The 25207-nt window shown below is 53.2% G+C and carries 24 protein-coding genes (1 of these 24 only partly in view); 5 read left to right on the forward strand and 19 right to left on the reverse strand.

The window, feature by feature from the left end:
* Positions 1-7: 7 nt before the first annotated feature.
* The 14 genes from FYZ48_RS00890 to asnB all read right to left on the reverse strand — a co-directional run bounded on the left by FYZ48_RS00890 (position 8) and on the right by asnB (position 15740).
* Entirely contained in the window at positions 8-1027 is a 1020-nt protein-coding gene (locus tag FYZ48_RS00890) for an NAD-dependent epimerase/dehydratase family protein (protein ID WP_149336566.1), read from the reverse strand.
* Positions 1024-1968 (reverse strand): UDP-glucuronic acid decarboxylase family protein, encoded by a 945-nt coding sequence (locus FYZ48_RS00895; RefSeq protein WP_149336568.1) that lies wholly within the window; start codon positions 1966-1968, stop codon positions 1024-1026. The genes FYZ48_RS00890 and FYZ48_RS00895 overlap by 4 nt, the downstream gene beginning before the upstream one ends.
* Positions 1969-2106: 138 nt before the next feature.
* Positions 2107-2940: an aldolase/citrate lyase family protein gene (locus FYZ48_RS00900; RefSeq protein ID WP_149336570.1), complete on the reverse strand. Its 834-nt coding sequence runs from the start codon at positions 2938-2940 to the stop codon at positions 2107-2109.
* Positions 2940-4454 carry a murein biosynthesis integral membrane protein MurJ gene (murJ, locus tag FYZ48_RS00905; protein ID WP_187781812.1) on the reverse strand — a complete coding sequence of 505 codons (1515 nt, stop codon included), beginning with the start codon at positions 4452-4454 and terminating at the stop codon, positions 2940-2942. The genes FYZ48_RS00900 and murJ overlap by 1 nt, the downstream gene beginning before the upstream one ends.
* Before the next feature lie 29 nt (positions 4455-4483).
* Positions 4484-5485, reverse strand: coding sequence for an SDR family NAD(P)-dependent oxidoreductase (locus FYZ48_RS00910; protein ID WP_149336575.1), 1002 nt, complete (start codon positions 5483-5485; stop codon positions 4484-4486).
* A 41-nt stretch (positions 5486-5526) separates the two neighbouring features.
* Complete coding sequence (locus tag FYZ48_RS00915) at positions 5527-6651, reverse strand: nucleotidyltransferase family protein (protein ID WP_187781813.1); 1125 nt, start codon at positions 6649-6651, stop codon at positions 5527-5529.
* 76 nt (positions 6652-6727) lie between these two features.
* On the reverse strand, positions 6728-7888 hold the full coding sequence (neuC, locus tag FYZ48_RS00920; protein WP_149336580.1) for a UDP-N-acetylglucosamine 2-epimerase: 1161 nt from the start codon (positions 7886-7888) through the stop codon (positions 6728-6730).
* Complete coding sequence (neuB, locus tag FYZ48_RS00925) at positions 7885-8892, reverse strand: N-acetylneuraminate synthase (RefSeq protein ID WP_149336583.1); 1008 nt, start codon at positions 8890-8892, stop codon at positions 7885-7887. Before neuB ends, neuC begins: the two co-directional genes overlap by 4 nt.
* Positions 8889-9527, reverse strand: a complete 639-nt coding sequence (locus FYZ48_RS00930; RefSeq protein WP_149336585.1) for an acetyltransferase — start codon at positions 9525-9527, stop codon at positions 8889-8891. Before FYZ48_RS00930 ends, neuB begins: the two co-directional genes overlap by 4 nt.
* The gene (locus tag FYZ48_RS00935) at positions 9524-10675 is read right to left on the reverse strand and encodes a LegC family aminotransferase (protein WP_149336587.1); all 1152 of its coding nucleotides are present in this window, start codon (positions 10673-10675) and stop codon (positions 9524-9526) included. Before FYZ48_RS00935 ends, FYZ48_RS00930 begins: the two co-directional genes overlap by 4 nt.
* Positions 10676-10719: 44 nt before the next feature.
* Complete coding sequence (locus FYZ48_RS00940; protein WP_149336589.1) at positions 10720-11448, reverse strand: acylneuraminate cytidylyltransferase family protein; 729 nt, start codon at positions 11446-11448, stop codon at positions 10720-10722.
* 193 nt (positions 11449-11641) lie between these two features.
* The gene (locus tag FYZ48_RS00945) at positions 11642-12964 is read right to left on the reverse strand and encodes an O-antigen ligase family protein (protein ID WP_149336591.1); all 1323 of its coding nucleotides are present in this window, start codon (positions 12962-12964) and stop codon (positions 11642-11644) included.
* A gap of 205 nt (positions 12965-13169) precedes the next feature.
* A complete protein-coding gene (locus FYZ48_RS00950) occupies positions 13170-13859 on the reverse strand; it encodes a sugar transferase (protein WP_198422165.1) in 690 nt (229 codons plus the stop codon).
* Positions 13860-13901: 42 nt separating this feature from the next.
* Positions 13902-15740, reverse strand: a complete 1839-nt coding sequence (asnB, locus tag FYZ48_RS00955) for an asparagine synthase (glutamine-hydrolyzing) (RefSeq protein WP_149336593.1) — start codon at positions 15738-15740, stop codon at positions 13902-13904.
* Between the two features lie 313 nt (positions 15741-16053).
* Between asnB and FYZ48_RS00960 the strand changes: the two genes are divergently transcribed.
* The 3 genes from FYZ48_RS00960 (at position 16054) to FYZ48_RS00970 (ending at position 19292) form a co-directional block, all read left to right on the forward strand.
* Positions 16054-17316, forward strand: a complete 1263-nt coding sequence (locus tag FYZ48_RS00960; RefSeq protein WP_149336595.1) for a UDP-N-acetylglucosamine 2-epimerase — start codon at positions 16054-16056, stop codon at positions 17314-17316.
* A gap of 135 nt (positions 17317-17451) precedes the next feature.
* Positions 17452-18342, forward strand: a complete 891-nt coding sequence (locus FYZ48_RS00965) for a class I SAM-dependent methyltransferase (protein ID WP_149336597.1) — start codon at positions 17452-17454, stop codon at positions 18340-18342.
* Positions 18343-18359: 17 nt separating this feature from the next.
* Positions 18360-19292, forward strand: a complete 933-nt coding sequence (locus tag FYZ48_RS00970) for a polysaccharide deacetylase family protein (RefSeq protein WP_149336599.1) — start codon at positions 18360-18362, stop codon at positions 19290-19292.
* A gap of 32 nt (positions 19293-19324) precedes the next feature.
* Here FYZ48_RS00970 and FYZ48_RS00975 read toward each other — a convergent pair whose 3' ends face one another.
* The 3 genes from FYZ48_RS00975 to FYZ48_RS00985 all read right to left on the reverse strand — a co-directional run bounded on the left by FYZ48_RS00975 (position 19325) and on the right by FYZ48_RS00985 (position 22758).
* Entirely contained in the window at positions 19325-20068 is a 744-nt protein-coding gene (locus FYZ48_RS00975; RefSeq protein WP_149336601.1) for a creatininase family protein, read from the reverse strand.
* A 6-nt stretch (positions 20069-20074) separates the two neighbouring features.
* Positions 20075-21727 (reverse strand): sodium:solute symporter family transporter, encoded by a 1653-nt coding sequence (locus tag FYZ48_RS00980; protein ID WP_149336603.1) that lies wholly within the window; start codon positions 21725-21727, stop codon positions 20075-20077.
* 95 nt (positions 21728-21822) lie between these two features.
* Positions 21823-22758: a hypothetical protein gene (locus tag FYZ48_RS00985; RefSeq protein ID WP_242022286.1), complete on the reverse strand. Its 936-nt coding sequence runs from the start codon at positions 22756-22758 to the stop codon at positions 21823-21825.
* A 299-nt stretch (positions 22759-23057) separates the two neighbouring features.
* Here FYZ48_RS00985 and FYZ48_RS00990 point away from each other — a divergent pair, with 299 nt between their 5' ends.
* On the forward strand, positions 23058-23252 hold the full coding sequence (locus FYZ48_RS00990) for a hypothetical protein (protein ID WP_149336605.1): 195 nt from the start codon (positions 23058-23060) through the stop codon (positions 23250-23252).
* A gap of 69 nt (positions 23253-23321) precedes the next feature.
* Entirely contained in the window at positions 23322-23954 is a 633-nt protein-coding gene (locus FYZ48_RS00995; RefSeq protein ID WP_149336607.1) for a CDP-alcohol phosphatidyltransferase family protein, read from the forward strand.
* Between the two features lie 42 nt (positions 23955-23996).
* On the opposite strand, the gene FYZ48_RS01000 is transcribed toward FYZ48_RS00995, so the two are convergent.
* Both FYZ48_RS01000 and FYZ48_RS01005 read right to left on the reverse strand, forming a co-directional pair.
* On the reverse strand, positions 23997-24401 hold the full coding sequence (locus FYZ48_RS01000) for a carboxypeptidase-like regulatory domain-containing protein (RefSeq protein ID WP_149336609.1): 405 nt from the start codon (positions 24399-24401) through the stop codon (positions 23997-23999).
* 169 nt (positions 24402-24570) lie between these two features.
* A protein-coding gene (locus FYZ48_RS01005) for a DUF1559 domain-containing protein (protein WP_315853164.1) crosses the window boundary here: on the reverse strand, positions 24571-25207 show its 3' portion. 332 nt of this gene lie beyond the right edge of the window; only the last 637 of its 969 coding nucleotides appear in the window; its start codon lies beyond the right edge, outside the window — the gene reads right to left on this strand; the stop codon is at positions 24571-24573.

Here is a 25207-nt window from a genome sequence, read left to right on the forward strand (position 1 = left end):
GCTATCCCTATGAAGTGCCATAATAGGACAGGTACCATTCCACGAAGCGATCGATGCCTGCTTCAATGGAAGTTGCAGGGGCAAAACCGGTTGCCTGCTGCAGCTCAGAAATATCAGCGTAGGTCTCCAGAACATCGCCGGGCTGCATCGGGTAGTTTTCACGAATCGCCGGTTTCCCTACACGCTGCTCAATCACTTCGATGAGACGCGACAGGTCGACTGGCTGGTGATTACCAATGTTATACAGTCGGTAAGGGGCTTCGGTCTGCCGGTCCCGTTCCTGGGGAGTGAGCTCCGCTGCAAAAGTGCTGCGTTCCGGAATCTGTTCGAGTACGCCCAGGACACCAGCCACGATATCATCGACATAGGTGAAATCGCGTTTCAGGTTCCCGTGATTGAAAACCTTGATCGGGGTACCTTCCAGAATGGCTTTCGTGAAAATGTGCACTGCCATGTCGGGACGGCCCCAGGGTCCGTAAACGGTGAAGAACCGCAGGCCGGTTGTGGGCAGATCATACAGATGACTGTAACTGTGAGCGATGAGTTCATCAGCCCGCTTGGTAGCGGCATACAGACTGACCGGATGGTCAACCGGATCGTGCGTGGCATACGGCGTCTTTTTATTCGCACCGTAGACCGAGCTGGACGAGGCATAGACCAGGTGCTGCACCTGACCTTTACGACAATGCTCGAGCAGATTCACAAACCCGACTACATTACTCTGAACATACTCCAGCGGTTTGAGCAGGGAATTACGGACCCCGACTTCTGCCGCCAGATGAATCACCTTATCAAACTGCTGCTGCTCAAACAGTTGATCAAAGGCGGCAACGTCCACCAGGTCAATTTCTGCGAACTCGAACTGATCGGACTTCTGTAAGACCTGGAGACGGTCCTGCTTCAACTGTACTGAGTAGTGACTGTTGAGGTTATCAATGCCCGTAACCCGATGGCCCTGCGCGAGCAGTTGAGATGTAACGTGGAATCCGATGAATCCAGCCGCACCTGTCACCAGAATCTGACTCATGCTGATTCCTGATCCATCAGTTGCCGATAGTACTCGACGGTTTTACCCAGACCTTCTTTCAGAGAAACCTGCGGTTCCCATTTCAGAATCGATTTGGCTTTTGTGATATCAGGACAGCGCTGCTTGGGATCATCCTGAGGCAGTGGTTCATGGATCAGTTTGGAAGAAGAATCCACATGCTCCAGGACTGCTTCGGCCAGTTCGAGCATCGTGTTCTCTACCGGATTACCGAGGTTCACCGGACCGATGGTCTCTTCCTGCTCCATCATCTTCAGAAAACCGCTGATCAGGTCATCGACGTAACAGAAGGAACGGGTCTGCTGACCGTCACCATAGATTGTGATCGGTTCGCCCCGTAATGCCTGGTTGATAAAGTTGGAGATCACGCGACCGTCATTGGGATCCATCCGCGGTCCATAAGTATTGAATATCCGAACGATACGAATGGGAACCTTGTGGGAATGGTGATAATTGATGCACAGCGATTCCGCGATGCGTTTCCCTTCGTCATAACAGCTCCGCGGTCCGAGGGGATTCACATTGCCCCAGTACTCTTCCACCTGGGGATGGACTGTTGGATCACCGTAGACTTCAGAAGTGGAAGCGTGCAGGACTTTGGCCCGGCAGCGTTTTGCCAGACCGAGCACGTTCACCATACCCACGGTTGAGGTTTTGATCGTTTTGATGGGGTTATACTGATAGGCAACCGGAGAAGCGGGACAGGCGAGATTGTAAATCTCATTCACTTCGAGGTAGATCGGATGCACGATATCGTGGCGGATCACTTCAAATCGGGGATGGCCGATCAGATGAGCGATGTTCCGTTTATTCCCCGTGAAGAAATTATCCACACAAATCACATTCTTCCCCTGCTCGATCAGCCGATCACACAAGTGGCTTCCCAGAAAGCCGGCACCGCCGGTTACTAATACGGAATTCATCAGTCGCTATCATCCTTCAGGTTGAATGAGAATTGCATAGAGAATCTGGAAGTTCACAGATTTGTTGAAACCCCGGCTGGGGCGGATTTTACTGCACGTGACATTTTCAAACTCGCGGAGCATGCGAGTGAGTCTCTCTCAGGAGGCGTTTCGCTCGGACAGTTCATCGCGTGCCACCTGATTGATCGCATGGTAAAGTGTCTGTTTATCCTGTTCAATTTCAAAATCAGACCGCTTGAGCAGCTCTGTAAAATGCTGATCAACTTTCTCCAGCTCCAGAGGCAGGTCGATCTTTTCCTGAAGTTCCTGCAGGCTGTGCGCCAGTTGATGAAATGAACGAGACAGAATCACCCACTCTGAACCCAGGCGAGCATGTTCGGATAATACCAGGCGGCCGGAAACCAGGCCGGTGTCCATGGTCGATATCCCACCAATTCCGAAGGGGACATTCGCCTCGCGACAGATGGCTGCCATTTCTTCCACCATGCCGTTGGACATCAGCTCAAACATGAATTTGAGCTCCAGGTCGAGGTGCAGATCATTCAGACCGATGTGTACCTGAGAGACCCCCGGCAATTGTACGATCTGATCGAGCTGGTCCATCGCACCAACAGTCTCCACGAGCGGCACAACCTGAGCCCGTGAATTGACGCGATCACAGAACCACTCGATTTCTTCTACCGAACGGAACATGGGCAGCATCAGGGCATCGGCTCCCTGCTCGATGACCTGCTCAATCTCCTCGGCTGAATTGGGATTCAACGGATTGACCCGGACCAAAACTTCCGCCTGATTTACCACCTGTTTTACGCGAGAGATATTTTCCACGCGGTGATGAGAAATGACAGTATCTCTGTCTCCCTGTCGATCGACCTTGCCGAGCAGTTCCAGGTCAATGAATATACGATCCACCCCGCACTGATCTACGTACTTTGCGATCTCAGGGCAATCGGTGATATATAGATACTTCATTATAAAGACAGCTTCCTGTGGAAACGCGGGAGGTGATTCTTCAGGATCACCAACACGGCCCCAAAGCAGAATAATCCCACGAATCCCGAATAGATAACCAGCATTACCGGTTCCGTAATCACTCTTAACATCATAGCGGAAAAGGTGATTCCTGAGAATGTCAGCAGAACCAATGCGGCACAATGTTTTAAATTGACCCCTTCAATGACAGAAACCCGCATTTTCAGATACAGCCCGACAGTCAGCATCAGAAAATGAAACCAGCTGGTCAGCACGAACGCGAGCATGACGCCGGAAATCCCCATGAAAGTACGTAAAATCAGCGAAAATACCACCAGACATACCAGAGAAATCAGGCTGAACTTAAAAGGAATCATGGTTTCGTGACGGGCATAGAAGACATCCATCGTCAAAATGGACATAATCAGGGCCGGCATCGCTAAAATTGCGATCTGCAATAATTCCGCTGTCCGTGCGACATCATATGCGGAAAACTGCCCGCGCTGAAACAGAAAAGAGATCATAGGTTCAGCGCAGCCGTAAATCACTACTGTCACAGGAATTGAGATCAGCAGGATCAGACCCGAGGCCTGGCTGATCATGCGGGAACCGTCGTCTGACTTCCCTTCGGCAAAAGCATGGCTTAACCGAGGGAAAATGACCATTGTCAGAATCGCTCCCAGCAGTCCCCGCGGTAATTCCACCAGTTTCTGGGCGTATTCGAACAGGCTGATCCCCCCCGTATAGGCAGAAGCGAAGGAGCGCGAAACCACAGGAAACGCGATCACCAGACCAATGGCGGTCAGCGCCTGAAAATATTTGACCAGCAGTCGCCGGTCGAGCGTTTCGAATTTCAGTAAATTCTGTAACCCGCCCCGCAGGGTACCCTGGAACAGACAGGGAACCATTTGTGTCACCAGGCGGAACAGGGCCGCAGCGACCACCGCCCAGGCCAGGATCTGAAGCTGATCCGCGGTGACCCAGAATAGAATCGCCAGAATGACGATCAGGTTAAAAAACAGATTGCCATACGCGGGTACCAGAGGTTTATGCTGAGACTGCAAAACGGCGCCGGTAACCGCCGTAACCGCCGAGATCGGGAAGGCCCACAAGACGACCACAATCAGTGGGCTGGCCTGACTGATCTGCGCCACCGAAAATCCGGATGCGAGCCCCTGGGTAAACCAGGGAGCCAGTGCTGCCAGAATCAACGCCAGGATTCCGGAAATAGCAGCAACAACGACCATCGTCTGTACAATCAACTGGCTGGCTGTCTGACCGGAGTCTGCCTGATTACGCCGATGTATTTCAGGAACGAGGACCGCTGCCATCGCCCCGCCAATCAGCATGGAGTTCAAAAAGTCTGGTACGGATATAATTAACACGGCCAGGTCGTTCGCATAGGAAACCCCCAGAACCGTGGCCAGTCCCAGCACGCGCAGCAGGCCGGTCAACCGCCCGAGAATCATGGCGATGGCGACAAACAGTGCTGAGATGGAAACAGAACGTGACATAGTCTTCTTATCTGAAAGAGGTGAATTACTTAAATGGAATAACGTTCCGCATTGAAATATTGTAAGTTGCGTCCGATCCATTCTGCGGTCGCGGCCAGACCGTCTTTAAATGAGACCTGCGATTGCCAGCCGGTCAGTTTTTGAATTTTGGAATTGTCCGCCAGCAGGCGATTGACTTCACTTTTTTCGGGGCGAATCCGATCTTCGTCACAGATGATGGGGACCTCTTTCCCCGTGACTTCCATCAGCATTTGCGCGGTCTCTTCAATCGACCACTCTTCGCCACTACCGATATTCACAACCTCACCTTCCGCCTGTGGACAGAGAGCCAGCGAGATCATGCCGGCCGCGGTATCCGTCGCGAAGTTGAAATCACGGGTGGGTGCCAGGGCCCCCAGTTTTAATTCGCTGCAACCGGCCTGCAACTGGCTGGCGATGGTTGGAATCACCGCGCGGGCGGTCTGGCGGGGACCAAAGGTATTAAAAGGTCGGGCAGTCACCACGGGCAGTTCGAAGGAGAGATAAAAACTCTCAGCCATTTTGTCCGCACCAATTTTACTGGCAGAATAAGGAGACTGTCCCACCAGGGGATGCTGCTCATCAATGGGAACGGTCTGAGCGGTCCCGTAGACCTCGGAAGTCGAGACATGCACGAGTCGCGTGAGCCTGTCAGAATTACGACAGGCCTGCAGCACATTTAAGGCACCAGTGATATTCGTATCCACATACGACCGCGCGGCAACGTAGCTGTATGGAATTGCAATCAGGCTCGAGAGGTGAAACACATATTCACAGTCTGCGACTGCCAGTTGAATCCGTTCAGCATCGCGAATATCGCCCTGAATGATTTCCACATTTTTCAGGACCTCGGGAGTGACATCGTTCAACCAGCCGATCTGATTCCAGGAATTGTAATACACGAGCGCACGCACACGGGCTCCCGCCTGGACGAGCTGCTCAACCAGATGGCTTCCAATAAAGCCATCTGCGCCGGTGACCAGCGTTTGTTTTCCTGATAACGACTCTGACATTGATTTGTTTCTTTTGATGTTTTATGACGTTTGGGTGATATTCAGGCAGCCCGGCGCTGATTCAACTGCAGATGGACGGCACTCTCGTCGTCCTGGTCCGGCCCATCCAGGGTTTCGCGGGCCAGTTTGAGTTCAGTACGTGCCTTGTCCAGCTCGGCATGAGTTCCGATGTCCGACCAGTATTCATGCACTGGAAACACGGCAACCCCCGGTTGACTGGAGAGGTTCGACTCGATCAGGTCGGTCATGTTATAGGGCTGATCACGCGGGACCTGACTGACGGCCTCCGGGGAGAGCGCATAGATTCCCGCATTACACAGAAACTGTTGTGATGGTTTTTCTTCCAGTCGGACAGCGAATGGTCCTTCTGTCTTAATCACGCCATAAGGGATTTCAACGTGATAATCGATGGCAGCGACCGTGAGCAGTGACTCATGTTTCAAATGAAAGTCGAGCAGTGACTGATAATTGATTGACGTAAAGACATCGCCATTCATCAGCAGCAAAGGTCCTTCGGGAGTCTCTTCAATCAGAGACAGGGCTCCCGCGGTTCCCAGTTTTTCCCGCTCGCGTAAAAAAACGATCTCGGTTCCGAACCGGCTGCCATCACCGAGATGCGATTCGATCATCTCAGCAAGGTAGTTCACAGCGATATAAATTCGCTCCACTCCTGCGGTTGCCAGACGACGCACCTGCCGTTCGATCAATGGCATCCCACCAACTTCTACCAGAGGCTTGGGAAGATTTTCTGTGAGCGGTAACAGCCGCCGCCCTTCTCCTCCTGCCATGATGAGAGCACAGCTGTATCCCGTTGCCTGCCCGGTGTCGGTCCGACGGGTCAGCTCGGAAGAGAGTACGACTTTGACGACGCGATTCTCGGCATCGACCAGTGGCATTGCTTCCAGACCGCTGGAGTCGAGCAGTTCCACGAGTGATGACTGGGGCATTGCCACGTCGGCCCTGGTCGGCCGGCAGTTCATGATCTGGGTCACAGAATCCTGCAGGCGAAGACCAGCCAGCAAACCGCGACGCACATCACCATCGGTAATGACCCCCTGCAGCTTTTGCGCGGGATCGACAACCACGGCGATCCCCTTCTTGCCAGCCTCGATGGCGCGAATTGCTTCTTTGATATCTGCAGATGCGCTGATCAGACAATCATTCATAACGTCCATCCCTGGCCCACTTTATCCGAACAGGGATTCCATCTCCCTGATTGATTCCAGCTTCTCGATGTCGGGCTTAATCCAGATCATAAAAGGATTTCTGAGTCGTCCGACGGGGAAATTGCTCCTTGAGAATACTGATAATTTGCGACGTCGTCTGCCCTGCTCCATAAGGGTTCTTTGCCTGCGAACGCCGCTTCTGGAAGTCGGAAGAATACAATGTTTTAAAAGCCGACGCTATACCTGTTTCCGTGGGCTCACAATCGATGACCAGTTCCGATTTGATCCGGCCTGTCTGACGGTTGCCAATGTTAATCGTACCGATTTGAAATCCAGGTGCCTCGATGATGCCACTCGACGAATTCCCCACGACCGCATCCACAAACTGCATCATCGACAAATAACGCAGTTGCCCCAGACTAACATAGGAATGGAACCGATCCGGGTTTTTCGCCGCAAAATCATCGATCATCTGATTGATGATCCGCCCATCGGTGTCTGCATTTGTTTTTGTGAAAATGACGCTCGTATCCGCCTGCTGATCCAGCACATTTAGCAGGCTCTGGATCTGCTGCTCAGACGAATTGTGCTCCAGCGTCACAGGGTGAAATGTGCATAACAGATTGTGAGTATTAAACTTAAAACCCAGCTGCTGCTCCAGATCTTCACGTGAGAGCAAAGGGAGGCGACGCAGGTTGTCTAATCCGATCGCCCCCACATTGAAGACCCTCTCCGGGGCTTCTCCCAGTTGAATCACCCGCTGACGATAGGCGTCCGTGGACGTGAAATGCAGGTGGCTCATCTTGGTGATCGAATGCCGCAGCGCATCGTCAAATGCGCCTTCGGTCACTTCCCCTCCGTGCAGATGAGCGACGGGAATACGACTGATGTGTGCAGCGGAGACGGCGCTGAAAATTTCATAACGATCACCGAGCACCAGAATCAGATCGGGAGTCAGGCGGGCATACGCTTCCGCAAAACTGATCAGTCCCAGGCCCATTGATTTACAGATGCCGACCGGGGTATCGGAACTGAGCACGACTTCGACTTTTTCGTCGATCGTATATCCGTCTGCTTCGATCTCGCGATAGGTCAGTCCGAATTCGGGTGACAAATGCGATCCGGTTACCAGCAGTTGCAGCTCGAAGCTCTCCTCGGCGCGCAGCGATTCCAGTAGAGGGCTTAACAGACCGTATTCGGCCCGTGATCCGGTGACAACACAGACACGGTTACTCATAACTCAATGATTTCGTCTTCGACATAATCTCGCCGAGCCACCTGGTTGATGACCTGATCCCACTGCATCGGACTGATCCCGGTTCCCGGTCGTTTCACGCAGAGGTTCTCTTCTGTGAACACGTCCCCCTGCTTGATATCCCCGGCAGCGACGATGCTTTTGCGGACAACAGATTTGTTCTTGGACTCAGAGGCAGAAGGGCGTTTGAGCGGACTGCCCAGCGATTTTTCCGTATTGCGGATTCCGCGTACCAGCATCAGCAGTTCGTCCGGTTCCAGAGACGCGGCATGATCCGGGCCTTCCATATTTTTATCGAGCGTGAAGTGTTTCTCAATCACGGTGGCACCGAGGGCCGTTGCGGCAATCGAGACTTCAATGCCCAGCGTATGGTCCGAATAACCAACTTTCACACCAAAGGCATCGCGGATGGTGAGCATTGCCCGCAGGTTGACATCCTGAATGGGAGTCGGATACTCGGTATTGCAGTGCAACACGGTAATGTTTTCGCGGGAGACGCCGTTGTTGATCAGAATATTGAGTGCGTCTTCAATCTCTCCCAGATCGGCCATGCCGGTCGAGAGGACCACCTGGTTAAAAGTCTGGGCGACTTTTTTCAGGTAGGGGTAATTCGTGATCTCGCCTGAAGGGACCTTGATCAACTGCAGTCCCAGCGATTTCAGCAGATCGATGCTGTCCAGATCGAAGGGGGTCGAAATGAAAACAATGCCGGACTGCTCGCAGTAATCGAACAGTTCGCGGTGCGTCTCCTGGTTGATCTCCAGTTTTTTGAGCAGGGTAAACTGCGTCTCCGATTCCCCATTCAGACTGTTTTTCATCTGGTATTCAGCCTGGGGCGTTGATTTGCAGACCAGCTTTTCTGTTTTAAAGGTCTGGAATTTGATTGCATCGGCGCCAGCCTGCACGGCGGCATCGATCATTTTCTTAGCGGTTTCGACACTGCCATTATGGTTTACGCCTGCTTCGGCGATGATGAATACGCTCATTTCGCGGGTACTCCTTTTACTAAGGCTCCATCCTCAACATCCCGGACCACGACGGCTCCTGCGGCGATGACCGCATTGTGACCGATGTGCGTGCCCTGAATCACCACGGCACCGGCTCCCAGGAATGCATTCTCGCCGACGGTGACGCCACCACTGAGGATGACGCCCGGGGCGAGAAATGCATGTTGTTTGATTTCACAATCGTGATCGATGCGGGCTCCCGTATTGACCACGGCCCCGGCTCCAATCCGGGTCTCTGTCTGAATTATCGCACCGGCCATCACCTGTGCTCCCTCGTCTAATATCACAGACGACGAGAGAATCGCACTGGAATGAACCAGCGGCGGTTGTTCGAATCCGAGTTCGCGGAGCTGCACGTACAGTTTGCGCCGCAAGTTGGTCGAGCGGGTGCTGCCGACCGCCACGACGGCATGCTGGATCCCCTGCTCTTGCTGAGTACGAAGCTCCGCGTCGGTTCCCAGCACCGGAACTCCTTTGATCTGACTTCCCACCGCGAGTTCCGGATCCAGAATACCTGCCGGCATATAGCTGTCCCATTCCAGAAGGAGATCGATGAGGACCCTGGCATGTCCTCCGCCTCCGAGCAGAATGAGGGGTGTGCGGTTCTGGTTCATGACGACTCGAAATAAGTTTTAATGCATTCCACGACATACCGGATGTCGGCTTCACTGAGCTGCACGCTGGAAGGAATCGAGATGCAGCGGGCATAGGCCGCTTCGGTCTCTTCCAACTGGTATGTCTGACAATGCTGATACATGGACAGGGTATGCATCAGCTTCCAGGCAGGCCGGACCTGCACCTGGCGTTCGAGTAAAAACTCCATCAGCGGCCCTCGATCCGCAGGAGGCACGAGCAGCGCACAAAGCCAGAAGTTGCTTCGCGCCCAGGGTTCTTCCCAGGCCAGTTCCACCTGGGTAATTTCTGCCAGCAGTTCACGGTAGAGACAGGCGTTACGACGTTTGATCTCCAGAAAGCCGTCGAGTTGCTCCAACTGGGCAACTCCGAGCGCCGCTTGAATATTGGTGAGTCGATAATTGAAACCGACCTCATCATGTTCGTATTCAAAGGGCCTGCGGTTGGCCTGGGTACTCAAGTGCCGAATGTGACTGGCGAGTGCTTCGTCACTGGTAGTGACCATCCCTCCGCCGCCACAGGTAATAATTTTGTTGCCGTTAAAAGAAAAACAGCCGACCTTTGCGAGTCCACCCGTTTTGCGTTCGCGATAGTCCGATCCCAGGCTTTCGGAGGCGTCTTCGATGACAGGCAGTTGAAACTCCGCTGCGATTGCATTCAGCGGGTCCATGTCGACCGGATGACCGAAAATGTGCACTGGTAGAATCGCACTGACTCTGCGACCGGTGCGACGGTTCAAAACAACGTCTGCCTCACGGGTACATTCTTCTGTCAGGAATTGCCGCACTTTATCGGGATCGAGATTGAAGGTGGCGGGATCCGATCCAATAAAAACCGGCTCGGCTCCGCAGTAATGAATGGCATTGACGGGTGCGATAAAAGTGAAGCTGGGGGCCAGCACTTCATCGCCGCGTTGAACGCCACACGCCAGCAGTGACAGATGCAGGGCCGCCGTGCCATTCACCGTAGCGACGCCGAACTGCGTTCCAACGTATTCACTAACCGACTGTTCGAAACGATCCACATAGGAGCCGACTGAAGAGACCCAGCCTGTGTCCAGGCAGTCTTTCAGGTAGTTCCATTCATTGCCGGTGAGGCTCGGTACCGATAACGGAATCGTTTCGCGCATGACTCGCACAATTCATAAAAAAGCAACAGCGTGGAGAACAGAATTCAGGCCGCTTTAGACCGGGGTGCCACCTGCAGCTGATTTTTCATCAACAGGCTGGCGACGAGGAATTCCCACTCCGTATCAATTTCCCACGATCGTTCGGTCGGCATCAGGTAACCGTAGGTCTCACCTTCCGGCCGAAAGGTTTTTGATTCACGAAACGCTTCCGTCTGGACGACGTAGACGGCGCCATTAAATGCATAGACGTCTTCCAGCAACTGCCTGCGGAGCTGTGACTCATCCCGTTGTTCGGTCAGTTCGACCAGCAGTCCGTCCTCAGTCATCCCCCGCAGACAGATCGGGTGACTGGGAGCGTGCATCATTCCAATTACGGATTTTGCATTTTTCTGCCGGGCAAAGTCGAGTGCCCCGTCAATATCAGCTGCGATGCGAAAGGGAGATGTCGGCTGCAGCATGACCACATATTCCGCGACGAACTGGTCGTGCTCTTCGAGCCAGTCAATGGCATGTAAGACCACATCGGCGTGACTGGAATCATCGAGGGCCAGTCTGAGCGGTCGCAGAAACGGAACTTCGGCTCCATACTGCCGCGCGATGGAGGCGATCTCTTTGTCATCTGTAGAGACCACAACCCGATCCAGCTCCTGGCTGGCCAGCGCCGCCTCGATCGTCCAGGCGATCAATGGTTTGCCTGCCAGTTCCTTGATATTTTTGTGGGGGACTCCCTTGGAGCCCCCTCGAGCCGTGATTAAGCCAACTGCACCGGCCATCCCTGGCCCCCCTTCCTGATTAGCGCTTCAAGTCAGAGCAGTCGCGGTATTTTGAATCCATTCCACGGCTCTGACAGTCTGAAAATTCCTGCGAATTCATTGCGCGGGGATCATATTTCAACCTGTTTTTTGTGTAAAGGTGGAAACGATCCCGGCTTGAGACGCGAGTCGCTTAGGTGGGTTTTACCGGGATTCAGGCCGCCTTTTGCAGGGTTTCAGCCTGACTGTCCGGAGCGTCCGAATCTGTTTCAACGGGCGGCGCTCCCAGGCTGGCTCCTGTCGCGGAGACCCCGGCTGCACAGGTCAGGCCCATCAGATAACCGAACAGCCCTCCCTCGGTGGTATCCAGCATCAGCGAATTTACCAGACAGACGATCATGTACACTCCCACAACCGCCTGAGCGAACGCTGGTTCCAGCCCGGAGATACCTCGGGTAGAACGCCAGCAGAACCAGAACAACAGCAGGAACAAACCGACTCCTATCGCCCCGTTCTGGACCAGCAGCATCACATACTCATTGTGCGGGTTCGCTGTCACCATCTGCCCCTTCTGCTCCATCAACTGGTGGTAACGCATGGCGAAACTCCCCGTCCCGGAACCAAAGATCGGGCTGGATTGCGCCAGTTCGAGTCCATTTAACAGGAACTCAATACGCAGGTTAACGCCACTGGCATGATCCTGCGTCTGGTGGTAATTTCTGATCTCGGAAATCACCAGATCGATGCGTCTTTGAAAGCGGTCTGAAGACTGATAACAGATCATACCAATGACCAGTACACAGGCGCCCGCGGGAAGAATCCCCTTGTATCCCAGCTTCTGATACATCAATACGCCAATCAGCACGCCGACCGCCAGATAGCCCGAACGGCCCGGTACGATTAACAGAACATTGACGGTCGCGATCAGCAGGATAGCGCCCCAGAACCAGTTTTTGCGGGGTTTCTCCAGAAATCGCCAGGCAGAAAGGTAGACCAGAAAGGACATTAAAATGTTCTGGGTAATCCGGTTTTTGAAGATCGCATGATCGTGCGAAGGGACATCCCATTCGATGCCGAACATCCAGCAGAACATGGAGACGGCCAGCGTCAGCAGCAGGGCCAACTCAAACATGCGAATGCCGCGCAGGCGTACTCGACTGTCGAGAAAGAAGGAGAGGTAAATGGGAATCATCAGAAACTGTCGGTATTTAAACAGGTTTCGGGTAGCCAGCGAGAGGGTCTGGGGCGTGTAGAGCAAACCTGCCGCCAGGGTGCAGAACAGGATCAGTGAAACCGTGGCGACCCGGTATGTTCGGAGCAGCTGGAAGGTTACCCGATACTGTCCCGAGAGAAACCAGCAGATTAAAACTCCCACGCTGAACGCTGAAGTCAGACTGGTAGAGATCGGAATCGCAAAGCCGACGCCCAGCGCGAACCAGAGCCCGGTGCGAAATGAGAGCTCCTGGAACGTAGAGCGTTTCAGCTGCATCACAGGACTGGAGTCCAACTGGCTTGGAAGACCCTCAAAAATATGCATAAATTCAGATTCCGTCAGACTGCTTCTATTAATTTCGTATCAGGAACAATCACACCAGAAGTCCAGAGAGGCAATAGTCTGCAGCAGTTCAGGTACATCAATAGCAGGAATGTAATTTCCATGCGATACTAATTTTCCACGCCTGAACAGCAGATAACTTCCTCTCGGCATCCTGCTCTGCTCAGTAATCAACGTTTTACGAGTCTCAGTTAGTTCCTTCACAGCGAATCACTTTGCGAATCGTCTGTATCAGGATCTGAATATCAAACTTGAGGCTGCACTGCTCCACGTATTGCAAGTCATAATCAATGACCGCCTGTTGAGACAGGCTGCTGCGTCCGGAGACCTGCGCCAGTCCGGAGACGCCGGGACGGACACTGGCCCGTTTGCGGCGTTCATCAGGTGTGGCGTTTTCCAGTTCAAATCCGATATAAGGACGCGGTCCGATGAGGCTCATCTCCCCGCGAAAGATATTGATTAATTGAGGCAGTTCGTCGAGGCTGGTCTTGCGAATCAGCTTACCAATCCCCGTCACGCGGGCATCGTTGGCAGAGGTGAACTGGGCTCCCGTCTTATCGGAGCCGGTACGCATCGAACGAAATTTGAAAATCGAGAATGGGCGTTCTTTGAGTCCCAGTCGCTGCTGACGGAAAAAGACCGGACCGGGAGAAGTGAGTTTGATCAGCAAAGAGATCACCAGAAACAGCGGGGCCAATGCCACCAGGGCCAGGCCACTCAGCATGAAATCTGCGGGGCGTTTCCAGAAATAACCCGTGCGAACCTCGTGAGAAACCACGGCCGGTTCTGCAGGCATGTTTCGGGGATCAAAGTGAGGACCTCCTGACTGGCGGGCAGCAGAGTGACTCGTTGATTGTGATAGGCGTTGCTCATCCATGAGTCTGACCTGTTCCGAAATAATGGTGTTTGAATACGAGAATCAAGCGGCCTGTCTGGGTACCGCCTCCAGCTCGACCGAACTCTGGATACCCAGTTCTGCATACGTCGGTGCATGATCGAACATGGTATCAATAAAGGTGCGCTGCCAGATTTCGAACGCAAGCAGTGCCCGCAGCGTGCGCGTATGATTCATCCGCCCCGACTGGTGATCGCGTATCATTTCGCTAACGCGATCCGGCTGAAAGATGCCCCGCTCCAGCGAACGTGGCGAGAGCAGAACTTCATTCACAAAGGGGGCCAGTTCCCGTTTAAACCATTCGCCGATGGGAACTGTAAACATCTGTTTTTTACGGTAAATAATGCTCTGGGGCAGTATTTTCTCGCAGGCTTTTTTCAGGATTGATTTGGTCATTCCGTTGCGGAGTTTCAAGGCACCGGGAATCCGGAAAGCGAGGTTGACCATCCGATAATCGAGGTACGGTGCCCGCGGTTCGAGCGAGACAGCCATCGCCATTTTGTCAGGTTTAACCAGGTTGTTTCCGGGCAACAGCAGTTTGGTATCGAGGGCCAGTGCCTGGCTGATGGGATCCAGATGACGGAACTCGGCCAGATGCGTGCGGGCGTACTGTGAGGCATCGGCAGAGGCGAGCTTCTGACTTGTTTCGCTGGTATACAGGGCCCGTTTTTCTGAAGGTCGAAACAGGCTGATCGCACTGATATACGCGTTTTCGATCTGTTCGCGGGGAAGTGTGAGATCCTGTCCGGCAAAGAAATTGCGATGCACGTCGTAGCCGGCGAACAATTCATCACTGCCATCTCCGGTCAACACCACTTTGACCGATCTGCGGGCCAGTGAACTGACGCGATGTGTCGGCATGAAGGAGACATCGCCGTGCGGCTGGTCATTATGATAGACGGTCAACGGCCAGCTGGCGGTCAGGTTGGGGTTCAACACTTCACAGGTATGACTGGTACCACAGAGTTCTGCCACTTCTCTAGCATAAACGGATTCATCAAAACGGGGATCGTTAAAGCCGATACAGAAGGTCTGCACGGGGTGAGGCAACTCGCGACTCATTAACGAAACGACTGAAGAACTGTCGATGCCGCCTGAGAGAAATGCCCCGAGAGGCACATCGGCCCGCAGGCGAATCTGTACCGCGGCCCGTAATGTTTCAATAATTTCTTCGCACCACGATTCTTCCGTGCGACACTCAACGGGGCTGTCAGCCAGGTTCCACCAGCAAGTCTGTTCGGTTCCCTGCGGGCTGATCTTGAGCATCTGCCCGGGCATGAGATGGGTGATGTTCTGATAGAGCGTGATCGGCGGCGGTACGAAATTGTAGGTCAGGTAGGCATCGAAACCTTCCCAGTTCATCTCGGCTTTGACGCCCATCGCAAACAGGGATTTGATTTCCGAGGCAAACATCAGTCGCTTGCCATCGTCATATAAATAGAGTGGTTTCTGCCCGATGCGGTCCCGGTAGAGCAACAGGCTCTGTTTTCGCAGATCGAGGATGGCAATCGAGAACATACCATTCAGCTGTTTGACGAAAGCTTCCCCGTCCCGTTCGTAGAGACGCAGAATGACTTCGGTATCGCAGGTGGTTTTGCAGTTCAGTCCCTGGGCCAGCTCTTTGAAATTATAGATTTCGCCATTCTGCACGACGACGATCTGCCGGTCATCGGAAAACATGGGCTGGTGTCCGCCCGCGAGATCGAGGATCGAGAGGCGCTGATTGCCGACGAGCATGCCTTCTGCTTCGAACCAGCCCCGATCATCGGGGCCGCGGTGCCGCATCCGTTCACATGCCTGTTCCGCTAATGCAGTTCCGAATGGGCGTCGCTCACGATCATACCCACCGATAATCCCACACATTACGAATCCTTTCGTCTGCTGCTACTGTTCACGTATTTTTTGCCGGATCCCATCCGGGTCGCGTATTCTCGACATTGTCGGCTGATTGCGGAAGAGCAATTTTCGCTCCCAAACCGAATATTAACGTGGAAATGTGAAAAAGTTGCCAAAACCCACCCCCACACCTGAACACTCAGTCAGAAGCAGCTCGATTGGCTGCCTGACCGGAATTCGTCTTGACAGAATTCCCCAGATCAAAGTTAATCCGACAGTTCCCAAACCGGGTGAGATTACTCGATTACAGTCAGAAAATTTGGATAGATTCAGCTTATTTATGCTTCCTGGCCCCACACAATCCGGACGAGTCCTCGCAGTCAGCTACGGTGGCGGGCATGTGCTCATGCTGATCCCCGTGCTCAAATACCTGCAGTCGGTTGGCTATGACGTGCAGGTCGTCGGGCTGACCACCGCAGCCGCTGCGCTGCGGAATGCCGGGTTTTCTCCCCTGGGTTTTAAAGACATTCTCAGGTCGGATGAAGACCGGGCCCGCAATCACGGTGCCCGTCTGGCAGGCGAAATGCATCAGCCGGGTAAGGTCAATTCGCTGGAAGAATCGATCGCCTATCTGGGATTATCCTACGCCGATCTGGAAGATCAGCTGGGTGAAGCGGGTGCCCGCGAAGCTTTTCAACAGCAAGGCAGACAGGCATTTCTCCCCCGCGGACCGATGCGTCGTTTTTTTGACGCCTTACAGCCGGATGTTGTGCTGACGACGAATTCACCACGGGCCGAACTCGCTTCGATCCAGGTTGCTGCCGAACGGGGCATCCCGTCTGTCGGTGTTCTCGATCTGTTTGGTCTCGGATCGCATAACGATATTCCCGCCGACTTTGTCTGTGTTCCCTTTCAACAGGCAGCCGACAACCTGATTCGGCGTGGTATCCGACCGGAAGCCTTGCGGGTTACCGGCAATCCAAATTTTGACTGGGTTCACCAGTTTTCAGAAAACAGCAGCCAGGCCGCTGACTGGCGCAAAGCACACGGGATTCGTTCCGAAGATCTGCTGGCACTGTTTGCCATGAAGCCGGTCTGGGATGAAAAAGAAGAACTGATTGTCAGCAGCCTGGAGCGGGTACTGCCTGACAAGCCCGAACTCAAAATCGCACTCCGACCTCATCCGAATGGCGACACCCGACTGGCGGACAACGTAATCGCGCGGTTGGGCTCGGCGGCATTTGTCGATGACAAAACCGCTTTACCTGTCGCCATTGACAGTTGCGATGCGTTAATCACTCACAAATCGACGGTCGCTGTAGAAGCCGCGTTACTGGGGAGACAGGTCGCTCTGTTTCATACCGATCGCGATTATTCGACACATGCGATTCCGTTGAGCCTGTATGACTGGAGCAGCCTGTCCATCACGGTTGAGGAAGGCGTGGAAACGTTAAAGGCAATGCAGAAAGAAACGAGACAGGCGCAAGAGGAAAGAGGAAAACAGATCCGCGAGGCGTGGAACTGTGATGGTAACTGCCCTCAGCGGATTGCAGAAGTCGTGATTCAGGCCATCGAGTCTGGGGCACATCAGAGCGCTGCCTGACCGAGACCGGAACTTTATCTGAATTTTCGTTGAACTTATACCTGGAAGAACTAAGCCAACCGCTAACAGAACCTCAAATCGCTGCCGGAGTTTTCCGTGGGGCGATCGGACAAGTAAATCGAACAGGATACGATTATGACATTACAAGCGCAGCAGGATCAGACTTACCGTTTCTTCAAATCACACGCCAAAGCCTGGCAGGCTAAAACGGAAGATGAAGTCTACAGCACGATTCATAACCGCCATCAGGCTGTGTTCGAAACCATGAAGAAGTATCCAACTGGTTCCGCATTGCTGGATGTGGGATGCGGTACCGGTCAGCTGGCAATTGAAGCGTCACAGAAAGGCTGGCAGGCGCAGGGCATCGACTTCGCAGAAGACATGATCGAAATCGCCAAACAGAATAATCAGCAGGCTTCTGCTGGTGCCGAGTTTCAAGTCGGATCTATTTTCGCTTTTGAGCCGGAAACCAAATACGACGTAATCAGTGCCCAGGGTTTTATCGAATACATCTCACTGGGACAGCTGGAACAGTTTCTGGGTTTCCTGAAAACCATCTGTAACCCGGGTGGTTCGATTGCCATCGGCTCTCGCAACCGTCTGTTCAACGTGCACTCGATCAACGAGTTCACGCGGATCGAGCATGAACTGGGTACCATGGATTCGCTGATCGAAGAAGCAATTGCCCTGCATACCAGCAAAACCCAGGCAGAAGCCGTTGAATGTATCCGCAATCTGAAATCGGAATACGTGCAGCCCGACAAGCATCCGCTGACCGGAATCGGCGTTGATACCCGTTACCAGTTCACCCCCAGTGACCTGGCCAACAAAATGCATCAGGCTGGTTTCACCGTGAAAGCGGTCTACCCGGTGCACTTCCATCCCTTCCCCGTGAATACGATGCAGGATGCTGAAATCTCTGAAATCCATAAAGAGATGGCACGCTTCGCTTCGGACAAGATGATTACCAATCATCAACTGGTTCCGTACTCCTCTTCGTATGTGCTGGAAGCAGTCAACGAATAATCAAATCGGATTCTGTCATGCACGCCGAATTTGTAACGGTCATGTACCATTATATCCGGGAGATCCAGAATTCGACTCACCCCGGGATTAAGGGGCTTGAATTTGAGGGATTCCAGCGGCAACTGGACTATTTAAGCAGTCGTTATGAAATCATTTCGGCTGACCAGTTAATCGCCTGTCTGACAGGTGACGCCGCTGATTTTCCGGACAATGCGTGCCTGCTGACCTTTGATGACGGTTATCGGGACCACTTTGATTACGTTTTGCCGGAACTGGTCAAACGGAAACTGAGTGCCTGTTTTTTTCCGCCAGCGAAACCGATTGAAGATCACACGCTACTGGATGTCAACGCGATTCACTACATCCTGGCAGTCGCCAACGATGTGGAACAGCTCTCCCGGGATCTGCTGGACGAGCTGCGAACGCGTGATTTTTCGGAAGCGTATCTCTCCGAATGCAGAGACCGACTTTCTGAGCCCAGCCGCTATGATCCCGCGGAAGTTATTTTCTTCAAACGGATGCTGCAACGGGAACTGCCATTCGAATTACGCTCAGAGATTACGACGAGCCTGTTTGAGAAGTATGTCGGTAAAACGGAAGCGGAGTTCAGCAAAGAACTCTATATGACGACCGACGATCTTAAAGAACTGATCCGGGAAGGCATGTATGTCGGCAGTCATACGTATCGTCATTTCTGGCTGAATGCCGTGGACGCAGAAACTCAGGAACAGGAAATCGATCGCTCTCTGCAGTTCCTCTCCCGCATTGGTGCCCCGACCCGCAACTGGATCATGTGCTATCCTTACGGTGCCTATAACCAGGAAACCCTGGAAATTCTCAGGCGTAAAGACTGCCTGCTGGGCTTCACCACGCATGTGGGGAATTCGATTCTGGATCCGCAGCGTGCCCTGGAACTGAGCCGTTTTGATACCAACGACTTTCCACAGTAAGCAACAAACTTACTCCGCTGCAAGCATGCTTTCTACGTCAGCGGTTTGGCGATGATGCCTTGCAGGACCTCGGTCACCCGTGCGACGATTCCGGAAAACATCTGGGCTCCCTTTTCCGGAGTGGCCAGATCCGGGCGGCCGGTCGCCCCGGCGCTCGTTCGCTGATACATATCGCGACAATGATAAACGCCGTCCACCAGGTCGAGTTCGTAGTCATTGAAGTTCTCAATTTTGGCGGCGTGTACGAGTTCGGGACGCAGATGCATGATCAGCGACGTTTCCGCTTCGCAGGCATGTCCGACGGTTTTGCATTCCCCTTCCATCAGGGCTGCAATTTCCTGTTCGGCGATAGACCAGTAGGAAGCCGCGAGTAACTGGCAATTCGGGTAATGGACCTGGAGACGACGCAGCGCGGTCTGCATCGGTCCGATATTTCCGCCGTGGCCGTTGAGAATCAGAATCCGCTGGAAGCCGTCATTCAGTACTGACTCGCAGATCTCGTAGAGCAGCGTTTCGTAATTTTCCACGCGGGGTGTCAGGGTCGCGCCCCAGCGAAGATGATGCTGACTGGCTCCCAGCCATTGTGTCGGCAGGAGCAGCAGCGATTCATGCAGGTTCTGTTCTACTGCCTCCGCAACCGCGGTGCAGATAAAGTGATCGGTGCCGGTCGGCATGTGGGGGCCGTGTTGTTCGACGGCGGCGATCGGAAGCACCACCAGTGTGTCTTCGCGGGGCACGTTCTTAAGTTCGACGGCAGTCATTTCTAAAAATTTCATGGCAGATTACTCGCTGGATTCCTGAGAAAGCGTCTGTTGACCTCGCACAACATTCCAAAAAGTGAGCGGCTCCTCTTTCGAGTCCCCGGTGGTGGGAGCGCCGTGAATGAGGTTGGAGACCAGACTCACGCCCAGGCCGATGACCAGACTCAAGCCAAAACCGATGGGCCAGTACCAGACCGAAAACCAGTCCGAGTAAAGATACATCAGGGCGATGGTAATGATCGCCCCCACAAAGGTTCCCACCCAGACGCCGGCAGTCGTTGTATTTTTGAAAAACAGGGCCAGCACGAAGACCGCCAGTAAGGGTCCCCCAAAACCGGCAGTCATTTTTTTGCCGATTGCAAACACGTCTCCCATCTCACCAACGTTACAGGCGAGGAACACCGAGAGTATCCCGATCAGGACGACCAGTGCCCGGTCCTGCAGAACTTCGATTTTATTATTCTCCGGTTTCCAGTGTGGCATGTGGCGATCGCGGAAATCGACCATCAGCGCGGTTGTTACGGAGTGAATGCCCGAGTCGATACTCGACATCACGGCTGCCATCAAAGCTACCAGAAACAGTCCGATGACCCCGGGAGGAAAATGCAGGCGGACATACTGTGGCAGTGCCTGATCCTGCTTATTCAGAGCCCGAATGTCTTCGGCCACATATTCGGGATAGGACTGATAGTATTCGGGGACCGACATGCCGGGAGCCCCATCAGTCCGCCAGTCGGGCAGTTGTCCATTCAGTTCGGTGGCAAGCACCGAAACCATCTCTTCAGGGAAATGCTGGTAATGCGAGTACAGGCCGACACCGATGGCCAGCAGGCCGGGGACCACGGTCCACATGCCGAGAATATTGATCATGAAACCGACCTGGGACGTCCGTTCGGAACGGGCGGCGATGTAGCGCTGGACGGCAACCTGGTCTGCACCAAATGCGGAAAGTCCTTCCAGAAAGAGACCGATGAGCAGCGCCCAGCTGCCGTATTCGAGTGTCATCGAGGGAGTGAAATCGATCAGCACATTGCTGCGTCCCTCGAAGTAAGTCGAAATCACACCCGAGACGCCCCCCTCGGTCTGGCTTAAAATCAGGCCAAGCGTCAGCAGAATTGTGAGACTGAAAATGAAGAACTGCATCACGTCGGTCCACATCACGGCCCGCAGACCGCCGAGCATCGTATAAAAAATGGAGACGATGCCGAGGACGACGATGACCATGGTCTGATCGACCTGCATCACGTTGGCCAGGACGACCGAGGCGGCATAGGTTGCGGAAGCCATCCAGCCGATTCTGAGAAAAATAAAGAGTCCGCTGGCCAGGGAACGGACCGACACATGATAGCGGCGTTCCAGGTATTCATAAGCGGTCTGACATTTGAGGCGGGCATAAATGGGAATGAAGACCCAGAGCACCAGCGGCGCCATCAGTGAAATCGAAATCAGAAACAGGCTGATCCGAAGACCGCTGCCATATGCGATGGAGGGGTACATCACGAAACTGTTGGCGGAAAACAGTGTCGCCATCACACTCAAACCGACGGGCAGCCAGCCCATCGAATTTCCGGCGGCAAAAAATTCCTGCCGGGTCTGATTGCGACCGAAATAGATCCCCAGGCCCACGGAGACCAGCAGGTAGGCCAGAATAACACCATAATCAAGCGTATGCATCTTGCAGACTGTCCAGAAAAATCAGGAAGGAGGGCAGCGATTCGTTTCGCTGCCTGGAGGTTGCCAGTCAGGATTCCGCCGTTTCATCAACGAAATCAGTGAGTGGCATTTTCATCAAAGCGAAATTCTGACTTGCCGGTAAACGTGGTTGAAGGAATCGTCGGACAGATTTTTTTCTCAATATGTTCCACGACCAGTTCGGTCCCCCGGAAATGACTGATGGGAGGATCATTCTGCTGGAAAAGCGAATCGGTGAGATCCCGGCAGAGAACCGCATTTTTTCCCTGGTAGACCATCTGTCTTAATCCAAAGGGACGGCCGCAGACACACAGATTGGTGTGTACGCCCATCAGAACCACATTCTTTATTCCCCGCTGTTCGAGCAGATTAAAAACTTCCTGGCCGTTATCGCTGATGGCATCCTGGTCGGCGATATCAATGGTTGCGATCTGACGGGTCCAGGGAATTTTTTCTCCCTTCCAGTGCCGCAGACCGGTTTCATCGGGTACCCAGCCTTTGCAGGGCACTTTACAACCACAGCCCCCTGCCCGGACGAAGTCGAGCGGCTGCCCTTCTTTTTCGTCATTCCAGTATTTCCATTTGAAATCCAAGGGTGCCTGGGTAAAGGGAGCGTTGATGGCGCGTTGTCGCTGAGGGGTATCGGCATAAAAATTCATGCGCCCGCTGGGAGCATGAATGATAAAGACTCCCTTATCCCGGGCTGCTTTGAGTGTTTCATTCATCGCGGGCGCCATTTCGGCAACCCGTTTAGCGGCCTGCTTACAGGTATGATCGTCCCACATGTCACAGACGATGATCGCGGTCTCTTCCGGTTTCCAGTAAAAGGTTTCTTTGACAGGACGATATTTTCCCGCGTCATCGGCAACGCGTTTCTGGAGAACAACGGGAAACGGTTTGGTTTCCGTCTTTTTCTCTGCCCGCCCCTGTCCTGCAGGAACGGAAATGAGTGTCAGCAGCAGAGCCGCTACGATCAGACGTTTTCCCCGATTTTGAAACGAGTGCGGATCCATGGTTCCCTCTCAATTTAAATTAAAAAAATATCAATCTCTGCGCGCTTCAAACGAATCTATCATATCAAACGCGGACCATATAAAAAGGAAACTTAATAAATCTCGGGAGTTTTCTGCCTGAAGTTTGTGGTACCAGGGTTTACAATAATTAATCTGACGCGCTCTCTGGCTCAATTTTTATAGAGAGAATCCCCGAGGTTGCCATGACAAAAGCTGTCTGCTTTCAATGCGGTCATATCAAATTTGGCTCGTTCATGCCCTGCGACCAATGTCAGACCCGGCCCCGGACGGATGATGAAATGATTGTGTCCCTGGCCATGAGCGATCATTATTTTGCGGATCCGACACTGGAGCAGATGAGCCAGTACATCCAGGAACATAACAAGCCTCCACAGCTGGATCCGGAATCTGAAAAAGTATTTCGACGTAATTTTGAAGAGGTCAAAGCATCCGGCGCTCTGGATCAACTGTTCGAGGAAGGCGAGGAGACCTGAAACCGGGAATCGAATCGCGCGAACAGAATCCAGGGGGGTGATGTCGACCTGATCAGGAAGCGCACAGAAATGATTTCTCAAAAAAATGCCCCCCAGCCCCGCGTCTCCGTCTATGCCAGCGGCGAACAATCAATGATGGACGCGTCACAGGCACGCAGGCAGCGTTTTTTTCTGCCGATTTTGAAGCTGTTTGTCCGCTCCGGGATCACGCCGAATCTGCTGACTGGACTCTCACTGTTGTGTGGCATCGGGTTCTGCTTTACTTTTGGGCAAAGCTGGGAAGGAGCGCGGCTGGTTGCGCTGGGACTGCTGTTTTTGCATGTACTGCTGGACGGCATTGATGGTCCCCTGGCCCGTTTCATGGGAACGGCGGGAAATCGCGGTTCATTTACCGATACGACAGCAGACCAGTTAGTCGTTGCTTTTACGACGATTACACTGATTCATTTTGATGTGGTCCATGCCACGGTCGGGGGCTTATATCTGCTGTTTTATACGCTGGTCGTGGTTTTCGCGATGATTCGCAGCTCGCTGGCCATTCCCTACAGCTGGCTGGTTCGTCCCCGGTTTGTGGTCTATGCATGGATTCCCATTGATGTTTACTTCCTGCCGGGCACGCTGAATTATCTGCTCTGGTTATGCGTGCTGCCCCTGGCCTGGAAATCGATCACCGGATTTTACAAAATCCGGAAACAACTCTGACGAGTTGAATCCGGATCTGTAAAAATAGAAACGCGAATCTGATTATTTGGTTTTCAGATCAAACTGAAAATCGTTTTCCTGATCGGCTTTGACATCGGCAGTCAGTGTTGTCTGCTCGTTGTATTTGGCCGGAAGCAGTTCATTGCCGGGTTCTTCCGGATTTTTTTCTTTCGAAATTTTGACGGTATAATTTCCAGGAGTTGCTCCAGTAACATCCTGGTTATACATCAGTTCGAATTTTCCGTTTTCATCGGTCATCGCGAAGGCCGTTTTTCCCTGCTGAGGCTGGAAAAGTACATTGGCTGCCGGCAGTGGATTGCCATCCAGGCTCACGGTTCCCGTTACTGTAGCCAGATCGGGCAGCGATTCGCCGCCGGAACAAGCCGTCAATGCTACAACTGCCAGCAGGCAGCCGACGATTTTTTTCTCAAACGCTCTGTCTTTCATGACTTTCATCTGTCTTTCAGTGAATATACTCCCCGTGCGTCAACGGATCGATGGCCGTTGATTAGTGCCAGTCATCGAAAACATGGCAGTTCAGGGAGCGTTGAATCGAAAAGCCCGCTGCCTCCGGATTAGAACGGTGCAGCGGGACATTGATAAAGCATTTCGAATATTAGAATTCGCCGATGACTTCACCGCCGCTGGCAGAAATCAGCGACTGTACGACGGAAGTCATGTCGGCATTTTCACTCAGGAAGCGGACGGCTCCGTCAGCCAGGAGAATATGCACGCCACCGGTGTGGGAACTACCGGCGCCCCAACCATAAACCCGCTGGCTATAGGCTGCATTCCGGGGGCGATTGATGCCCTGACCGGTGGGACGGATGGAATTGGTATGGGTGTACGTATCCCAGTAAGGACCGAAGCCGACATAAACGTCAGATCCGCTGGTCGTTTTTTCAAACGGCGTTTCGATCAGGAGCATGGTGTTACTGGTTCCATCTTTGATCGCAGAAATTCTGGCTGATCCATTCAGGCCCAGTGCGCCTTTTTTAGAGTAGGTGTCTCCCTGGAAAGAGCTGACTTTATCTGAGTCATACTGATTCGCGGCGACACCATAACTGGTGCGATGCGCACCGTTGGAGGTGTAGCTGCCGGCAGTGCTCGTGGTGCCTTTGGGATTTCCGCTTTCAGAAGGACAGATAAAAATCGAAAGCGTTGAGTCGAGCAGACCAAACTGATTGGCAGTGGTGGGTGGCGCGGTATGTCCACAGCTGGAATGCATGGCAGGTCCACTGGGAATCGACCAG

The sequence above is a fragment of the Gimesia chilikensis genome (assembly GCF_008329715.1).
Classification (GTDB): Bacteria; Planctomycetota; Planctomycetia; order Planctomycetales; family Planctomycetaceae; genus Gimesia; species Gimesia chilikensis.

Excerpts from the sequence above, each read along its gene's own strand:
- FYZ48_RS00950 (WP_198422165.1), bottom strand. The coding sequence starts at position 13,859 with ATGGATGAGCAACGCCTATCACAATCAACGAGTCACTCTGCTGCCCGC.
- FYZ48_RS00890 (WP_149336566.1), bottom strand. The coding sequence starts at position 1,027 with ATGAGTCAGATTCTGGTGACAGGTGCGGCTGGATTCATCGGATTCCAC.
- FYZ48_RS00910 (WP_149336575.1), bottom strand. The coding sequence starts at position 5,485 with ATGTCAGAGTCGTTATCAGGAAAACAAACGCTGGTCACCGGCGCAGAT.
- FYZ48_RS00915 (WP_187781813.1), bottom strand. The coding sequence starts at position 6,651 with ATGAATGATTGTCTGATCAGCGCATCTGCAGATATCAAAGAAGCAATT.
- FYZ48_RS00935 (WP_149336587.1), bottom strand. The coding sequence starts at position 10,675 with ATGCGCGAAACGATTCCGTTATCGGTACCGAGCCTCACCGGCAATGAA.
- FYZ48_RS00940 (WP_149336589.1), bottom strand. The coding sequence starts at position 11,448 with ATGGCCGGTGCAGTTGGCTTAATCACGGCTCGAGGGGGCTCCAAGGGA.
- FYZ48_RS00895 (WP_149336568.1), bottom strand. The coding sequence starts at position 1,968 with ATGAATTCCGTATTAGTAACCGGCGGTGCCGGCTTTCTGGGAAGCCAC.
- FYZ48_RS00965 (WP_149336597.1), top strand. The coding sequence starts at position 17,452 with ATGACATTACAAGCGCAGCAGGATCAGACTTACCGTTTCTTCAAATCA.
- asnB (WP_149336593.1), bottom strand. The coding sequence starts at position 15,740 with ATGTGTGGGATTATCGGTGGGTATGATCGTGAGCGACGCCCATTCGGA.
- murJ (WP_187781812.1), bottom strand. The coding sequence starts at position 4,454 with ATGTCACGTTCTGTTTCCATCTCAGCACTGTTTGTCGCCATCGCCATG.
- neuC (WP_149336580.1), bottom strand. The coding sequence starts at position 7,888 with ATGAGTAACCGTGTCTGTGTTGTCACCGGATCACGGGCCGAATACGGT.
- FYZ48_RS00995 (WP_149336607.1), top strand. The coding sequence starts at position 23,322 with ATGATTTCTCAAAAAAATGCCCCCCAGCCCCGCGTCTCCGTCTATGCC.
- FYZ48_RS00990 (WP_149336605.1), top strand. The coding sequence starts at position 23,058 with ATGATTGTGTCCCTGGCCATGAGCGATCATTATTTTGCGGATCCGACA.
- FYZ48_RS00945 (WP_149336591.1), bottom strand. The coding sequence starts at position 12,964 with ATGCATATTTTTGAGGGTCTTCCAAGCCAGTTGGACTCCAGTCCTGTG.
- FYZ48_RS00900 (WP_149336570.1), bottom strand. The coding sequence starts at position 2,940 with ATGAAGTATCTATATATCACCGATTGCCCTGAGATCGCAAAGTACGTA.
- FYZ48_RS01000 (WP_149336609.1), bottom strand. The coding sequence starts at position 24,401 with ATGAAAGACAGAGCGTTTGAGAAAAAAATCGTCGGCTGCCTGCTGGCA.
- FYZ48_RS00980 (WP_149336603.1), bottom strand. The coding sequence starts at position 21,727 with ATGCATACGCTTGATTATGGTGTTATTCTGGCCTACCTGCTGGTCTCC.
- FYZ48_RS00975 (WP_149336601.1), bottom strand. The coding sequence starts at position 20,068 with ATGAAATTTTTAGAAATGACTGCCGTCGAACTTAAGAACGTGCCCCGC.
- FYZ48_RS00960 (WP_149336595.1), top strand. The coding sequence starts at position 16,054 with ATGCTTCCTGGCCCCACACAATCCGGACGAGTCCTCGCAGTCAGCTAC.
- neuB (WP_149336583.1), bottom strand. The coding sequence starts at position 8,892 with ATGAGCGTATTCATCATCGCCGAAGCAGGCGTAAACCATAATGGCAGT.
- FYZ48_RS00970 (WP_149336599.1), top strand. The coding sequence starts at position 18,360 with ATGCACGCCGAATTTGTAACGGTCATGTACCATTATATCCGGGAGATC.
- FYZ48_RS00930 (WP_149336585.1), bottom strand. The coding sequence starts at position 9,527 with ATGAACCAGAACCGCACACCCCTCATTCTGCTCGGAGGCGGAGGACAT.
- FYZ48_RS00985 (WP_242022286.1), bottom strand. The coding sequence starts at position 22,758 with ATGGATCCGCACTCGTTTCAAAATCGGGGAAAACGTCTGATCGTAGCG.